At 70.3% G+C, this 5,896-nt stretch carries 5 protein-coding genes; 3 read left to right on the top strand and 2 right to left on the bottom strand.

Annotated elements, in window-relative coordinates; all coding sequences use genetic code 11:
- A partial coding sequence (locus ACY45C_RS08410; protein WP_462187058.1) for a HoxN/HupN/NixA family nickel/cobalt transporter occupies positions 1 to 814 on the top strand: 814 nt, incomplete at its 5' end.
- A 228-nt stretch (positions 815 to 1,042) separates the two neighbouring features.
- A complete protein-coding gene (locus ACY45C_RS08405; protein ID WP_462187057.1) occupies positions 1,043 to 1,183 on the top strand; it encodes a hypothetical protein in 141 nt (46 codons plus the stop codon).
- 422 nt (positions 1,184 to 1,605) lie between these two features.
- On the opposite strand, the gene ACY45C_RS08400 is transcribed toward ACY45C_RS08405, so the two are convergent.
- A complete protein-coding gene (locus tag ACY45C_RS08400) occupies positions 1,606 to 2,337 on the bottom strand; it encodes a Crp/Fnr family transcriptional regulator (protein ID WP_462187066.1) in 732 nt (243 codons plus the stop codon).
- 258 nt (positions 2,338 to 2,595) lie between these two features.
- Positions 2,596 to 3,564: a pirin family protein gene (locus tag ACY45C_RS08395; RefSeq protein WP_462187056.1), complete on the bottom strand. Its 969-nt coding sequence runs from the start codon at positions 3,562 to 3,564 to the stop codon at positions 2,596 to 2,598.
- A gap of 247 nt (positions 3,565 to 3,811) precedes the next feature.
- Between ACY45C_RS08395 and ACY45C_RS08390 the strand changes: the two genes are divergently transcribed.
- Positions 3,812 to 5,896, top strand: a 2,085-nt coding sequence (locus tag ACY45C_RS08390) for an AAA family ATPase (protein WP_462187055.1), incomplete at its 3' end; no start/stop codon positions are given.

The following is a 5,896-nucleotide window of genomic DNA, read 5'->3' as shown; positions in this document are numbered from 1 at the left end:
CTCCCTCGGCCACTCCACGGTCGTGTTCGCCCTGGCGCTGCTGTTCAGCGTCGGCGTCCGCTCCCTGGCCGGGCAGATCGAAGCCGACGGCTCGACCCTGCACGACGTCACCGCCTGGATCGGTACCGCCGTCTCCGGTGGCTTTCTCTACACCATCGCCGCACTCAACCTCGTCATCCTCCTCGGCATCATCAGGGTCTTCCGCGACATGCGCCGCGGCGGGTACGACGAGGCCGGCCTAGCGGAGCAGCTGAACTCCCGCGGGCTGATGAACCGCGTCCTCGGCCGTTTCACCAGAGCGATCACCCGACCCTGGCAGATGTACCCGCTCGGCATGCTGTTCGGTCTCGGCTTCGACACCGCCGCCGAAGTCGCCCTGCTCTTCCTCGCCGCCGGCGCCGCCGGGGCCGGCCTGCCCTGGTACGCCATCCTCGTCCTACCGATCCTGTTCGCCGCCGGCATGAGCCTGCTCGACACCATCGACGGCTCGTTCATGAACTTCGCCTATGGCTGGGCCTTTTCCCAACCGGTCCGCAAGGTCTACTACAACATCACCATTACCGGGCTGTCCGTCGCGGTCGCGTTCCTCATCGGCAGCGTCGAACTGCTCGGCATCCTCGCCGAGAAAGCACATCTCACCGGCGGGTTCTGGGACTGGGTCGCGGGTCTGGATCTCAACGTCGTCGGCTACTTCGTTGTCGGCCTGTTCGTCGCCACCTGGGCCGTCGCTCTGCTGGTCTGGAAGTACGGCCGTATTGAGGAGAGGTGGGCGACGGGCCTGCCCGAGGAAGGCCGGGTCGAACCCGCCGGCTGACCGCCTGGCGTCCGGTTCGGGGACCACCGACAGCACGGGCCTGGCGGCCGTCCCGAACCCGGGAACAGCCCGCACGAGGGACATGGCCGCGCCGGAGGCCGTCGCCACGCCGGGCATGGTTGCCGCGTCGACCGATCGGGAGAGCAGGAACCAGGCATCGGCTCGACCTATCGACGCGAGATCCACCCACACCGGGTGAAAATCACGGCCACGCAGCTCGGGATAGTCATGTTCGACGACATCGTCGAACAGTTCGGCGGAGACGGCGAGCGCCAGGTCGGCCGCCGAGCATCGAGCGAACTCGGCCCGGAGGGCGGCGCAGTCACGCAGTTCCGATGCCTTCACCACCGCTCGTCCCGAGAAGCCTGACTCGTCGACGCGGGTGATTCCCTGGTGCATCGCGACGCGTAACCGAACCCACTCCGAATCGGGCCGGGAGTCGTTCAGGTGAAACAGCACGATGCGCAGCGCCCGGACGAAGGCAGCGACGACCCGGCCCTCGTCGATGCCCGGCGGAAGAATCGCGATCTCACCGCCGCCGACGGCCGGAAAAATCCAGTGTGCCCGGTCCATCTCGGCCAGCGCACACACCTCGTCCACCACCGTACCGAGGTCACGCTGCCACCTTCTCGGCCGCAACACACCCGGCGGCGCGGTGCCGGTCCGGTCGGTGTCCAGGGCAATATACATACGCCGGATTCCGGGCGGTCTTCCGCTCACAGGCAACCTCCGCGGCCAGAACCGGACAGCAGCCACTGTCCCGCGTCACGCGGACCGACCGCCCCGTATTCTCACGGGTTTGCGGCAAGCCGCAACGCCCCGATGTCGTGGATCACGACAGTACGATAACCAGTGTCAAGGACGTTGCGCTGCCGCAGTTCCCGCAGCACCTTGTGCACTGTCGGCTCGGCCGCGCCGACCAGGGCGGCAAGCTCCGGCTGAGTGAGGGACACCCCGACCGATCGCCCACCGCCGGCGGCACCGCCATACGCCCGCTCCAGTTCGAGGATCACCCGTGCCACCCGCACCGCGACCGGGCACCCGCCGAACTCGACCCGACGGCGGGTCGCCGAGCGCAGTTTCGTCGCGATCGTGCTGGTCACGATCTGGTGCACGTCCGGCTGCCGGCGCAGGAAGGCGACGAACGCCTCGGCCAGGATCACCTTCGCGAGCACAGCCCCGGCGGCGGTCACCGTCGCCGAACGCGGCTCGGAATCCACCCCCGCCAGCTCGCCGACGAGGTCACCGCCGTGGCGAATGGCCAGCAGCGCGAAGCCGCCGTTCTCGGTCGCCGCGGTGACCTTCACCCATCCGTTCAGCAGGAGAACGACGAAGTTGGTGGTGTCCCCCTCCCGCATCACGATCTCCTCGCTCGCGTACTCCCGGTAGAGGCCGATCTGCAGCATTTCCGCCCGGCACTCCGGCGACATGCGGCCGAGCAGACTCGCCCCCGGCCATTCCGCCCGCCGTGGCCGCGGCCCCCCGTCGGGTCCCGATCCCGTCGATCCAGCTTCCTGCCACATGCCCCGCCCCTCGCCCGCGTCATGAGATCCGTCGACGGCGCCGAACACTTATCCACCATACGATCCATATTTTCGACCGACACGGGCGTGGCCTACGGAAGCACGCACGGTGGCATATAGAAGCACGACGGGGGATGCGGCGGAACTGGTGCGGCGGAGCTGGTACGAGGCGGGGGCGGGCATCGTGCGGGGCGCCAGGCGGATGACGGGACGCCCTTCACCTCAGGTCCGCACGGGAACCCGGAAATGCCATCGGGTTCAGACGCGATGCGGCATCAGTGCGTTCGCCGGAATGACCCCAAGCCGGCCGGCCTGATAGTCCTCGACGGCCTGGCGCAGTTCGGCCCGGGTGTTCATGACGAACGGGCCGTACACCTCGACGTGTTCCCGGATCGGCCGACCGCCCAGCAGCAGGACCTCGAGGTTCGGCGAGGACGCGTCCTGCCGGTCGTCCGCGGCGACACCGAGCAGATCCCCCGTTCCGAGGACCGCGAGCTGACCGGCCCGGATCGCCGTGGCGTCCGGGCCCACCGTCCCACGGCCACCGAGGACGTAGGCGAGCGCGTTGAACTCGGGGTTCCACGGCACGTGCACCGCCGCGCCGGGGGTCAGCGTCGCGTGGACGACGGAGATCGGGGTATGCGTGGCACCCGGGCCCCGGTGGCCCCCGACGTCACCGGCGATGACCCGCAGCAGGGCACCGCCGTCCGGCGAGGACACCAGGGAGACCTGGCCACCCTCGAGGTTCTGGTACCGCGGCGGGGAGAACTTGTCCTTCGCCGGGAGGTTCACCCAGAGCTGGACACCGTGGAACAGGCCGCCGCTGACGACAAGCTCCTCCGGCGGCGTCTCGATGTGGAGGATGCCCGCGCCGGCGGTCATCCACTGGGTGGCGCCATCGGCGATCAGTCCGCCGCCGCCGTGCGAGTCCTGGTGCTGGAAGGTTCCGTCGATCATGTAGGTGACGGTCTCGAATCCGCGGTGGGGATGCCACGGGGTTCCTTTGGGCTCGCCCGGCCCGTAGTCGACGGCGCCCATCTCGTCCATGTGGATGAACGGATCCAGCTCGGCGAGCCGTACTCCGGCGAAGGCCCGACGCACCGGGAAGCCCTCGCCCTCCAGCCCGGTGGGCGCGGTGGTCACCCTCCGCACCGGACGGTCGACCTTGCCGAGCGCGGGCTCAGCCAGCCGAGGCAGGCGGACGGTATCGGCGGTGACGGCAGGCATGTCGTCCTCCTGGCGGGCTCACGATCGCCGGTCGACCTGCTCGAGCAGCTCATCCCGGCGCCTCTACCTGTAGATGCAACTACCAACCCGCACAACCACGGGCCACCCTCGATCCTTCCCGCGAATTCTTTGATCATCAGGGCGCGAGCGAGAAGCGTTCGCCCTCAGCGATCAATCCCGGGAACAACGGTAAGCTAAAAGGACTTCAGTGTAAGTGACTCAACTTCTTCACGTGAAGGTGGACCACATGCCACAGATCCGGGTGCTGCCCGTCCTGCCGCTCGACGACGCCGTCGTGCTACCGGGCATGATCGTGTCTCTCGACATGTCCGATGGTGAGATCCGAGCCGCCGTCGAAGCCGCCCGTGCCGGCGGATCCCGCGGCGCTCCCGACGCGCGGGCGCCGGGGATCTCCGGTCAGCCGGCGGGCCGGCCCGCCGAGGTGCTGCTGGTTCCCAGGACCGACGGCACGCTCGCCGACGTGGCCGCCGTCGGGGTGATCGAACAGGTCGGCCGGTTGCCGCGAGGGGGCTCGGCCGCGATCGTCCGCGGAACCGCCCGGGCCCGTGTCGGCGGCGTGCGCTCGGGTCCCGGCGACGTCACCTGGGTCGACGCCGTGTGGGGCGACACCGTGGTGAACGAGGGGGCCGGGCCGCCGTCCGGCACTCTCGACGCTCCGGCGGACGCCGCCCCCGCGCGGACCGGCGAGGATCCGGCGAAGGTCGAGAACCTGGCGAAGGAGTACCGCGCCCTGGTCACCGACCTGCTGCGCCAGCGCGGCGCCTGGCAGGTCGTCGACTCCGTCGCGGCGATCACCGATCCGTCCGCGCTCGCCGACACCGCCGGCTACGCCTCCTACCTGACCACCGCGCAGAAGATCGAGCTGCTGGGCACCGCGGACGTCGCCACGAGGCTTGAACGGCTGCTGGCGTGGACCAAGAACCATCTGGCCGAACTGGACGTCGCGGAGACCATCCGCCGCGACGTCCAGGAGGGCATGGACCGCCAGCAGCGTGAGTTCCTGCTGCGCCGCCAGCTCGACGCCATTCGCAAGGAGCTGGCCGAGCTGGGCGGCTCCGGTCCGGGTTCCGGCGCGGGCGGCGACGGCGGCTCCGAACCGGCCGCCTACCGGGCCCGCGTCGAGGCCGCCGACCTGCCGGAGAAGGCCCGCGCCGCGGCGTTGAAGGAGGTCGACAAGCTGGAGCGGACGTCGGATTCCTCCCCGGAGGGCGGCTGGATCCGCACCTGGTTGGACACCATCCTCGACCTGCCGTGGAATGTCCGGGCGGAGGACTCCTACGACATCGCCGCGGCCCGCGCGGTACTCGACGCCGACCACTCCGGGCTCGACGACGTCAAGGACCGCATCATCGAGCATCTGGCGGTGCGCAAGCGCCGGGCCGATGCTGGTCTCGGCGTCGTCGGTGGCCGGCGCGGCGGTGCCGTGCTGGCACTCGCCGGCCCGCCCGGGGTCGGCAAGACATCACTCGGCGAATCGATCGCCCGGGCCATGGGCCGGTCGTTCGTCCGGGTCGCCCTCGGCGGCGTGCGGGACGAGGCGGAGATCCGCGGTCACCGGCGGACCTACGTCGGCGCGCTGCCCGGCCGCATCGTCCGGGCGATCCGCGAAGCGGGCTCGATGAACCCGGTGGTGCTGCTCGACGAGGTCGACAAGCTGGGCGCCGACTACCGGGGGGACCCAACGGCGGCGCTGCTGGAGGTCCTCGACCCCGAGCAGAACCACACCTTCCGGGACCATTACCTGGAGGTGGATCTCGACCTGTCCGACGTGCTGTTCCTGGCCACGGCGAACGTGCTGGAGGCGATCCCGGCGCCGCTGCTCGACCGGATGGAGCTCATCCGGCTCGACGGCTACACCGAGGACGAGAAGGTCGTCATCGCCCGCGAGCATCTGCTGCGCCGTCAGCTCGACCGCGCCGGGCTCGCCGTCGACGACGTGACGGTCGGCGACCACGTCCTGCACGCGCTCGCCGGAGAGTACACCCGTGAGGCCGGCGTGCGTGACCTGGAACGCTCGCTCGCCCGGCTGCTGCGCAAGGTCGTCGCCCGGGTGGCGCTCGGCGAGGCCACCCTGCCGGTGACGATCGATGCTGGAGACCTGCCCGGCTACATCGGCCGGCCGCGGCACACCCCGGAGTCGGCGGAGCGCACCGCCCTCCCGGGCGTGGCGACGGGCCTGGCGGTGACCGGCGCCGGCGGTGACGTCCTGTTCGTCGAGGCGTCGCTGGCCGACCCGGAGACCGGCGGGGCCGGGATCATCCTGACCGGGCAGCTCGGCGACGTGATGAAGGAGTCGGCACAGATCGCGCTG

It is taken from the genome of Frankia sp. CcWB2 (assembly GCF_977927585.1).
This window is presented reverse-complemented; position numbering and strand designations above follow the sequence as displayed.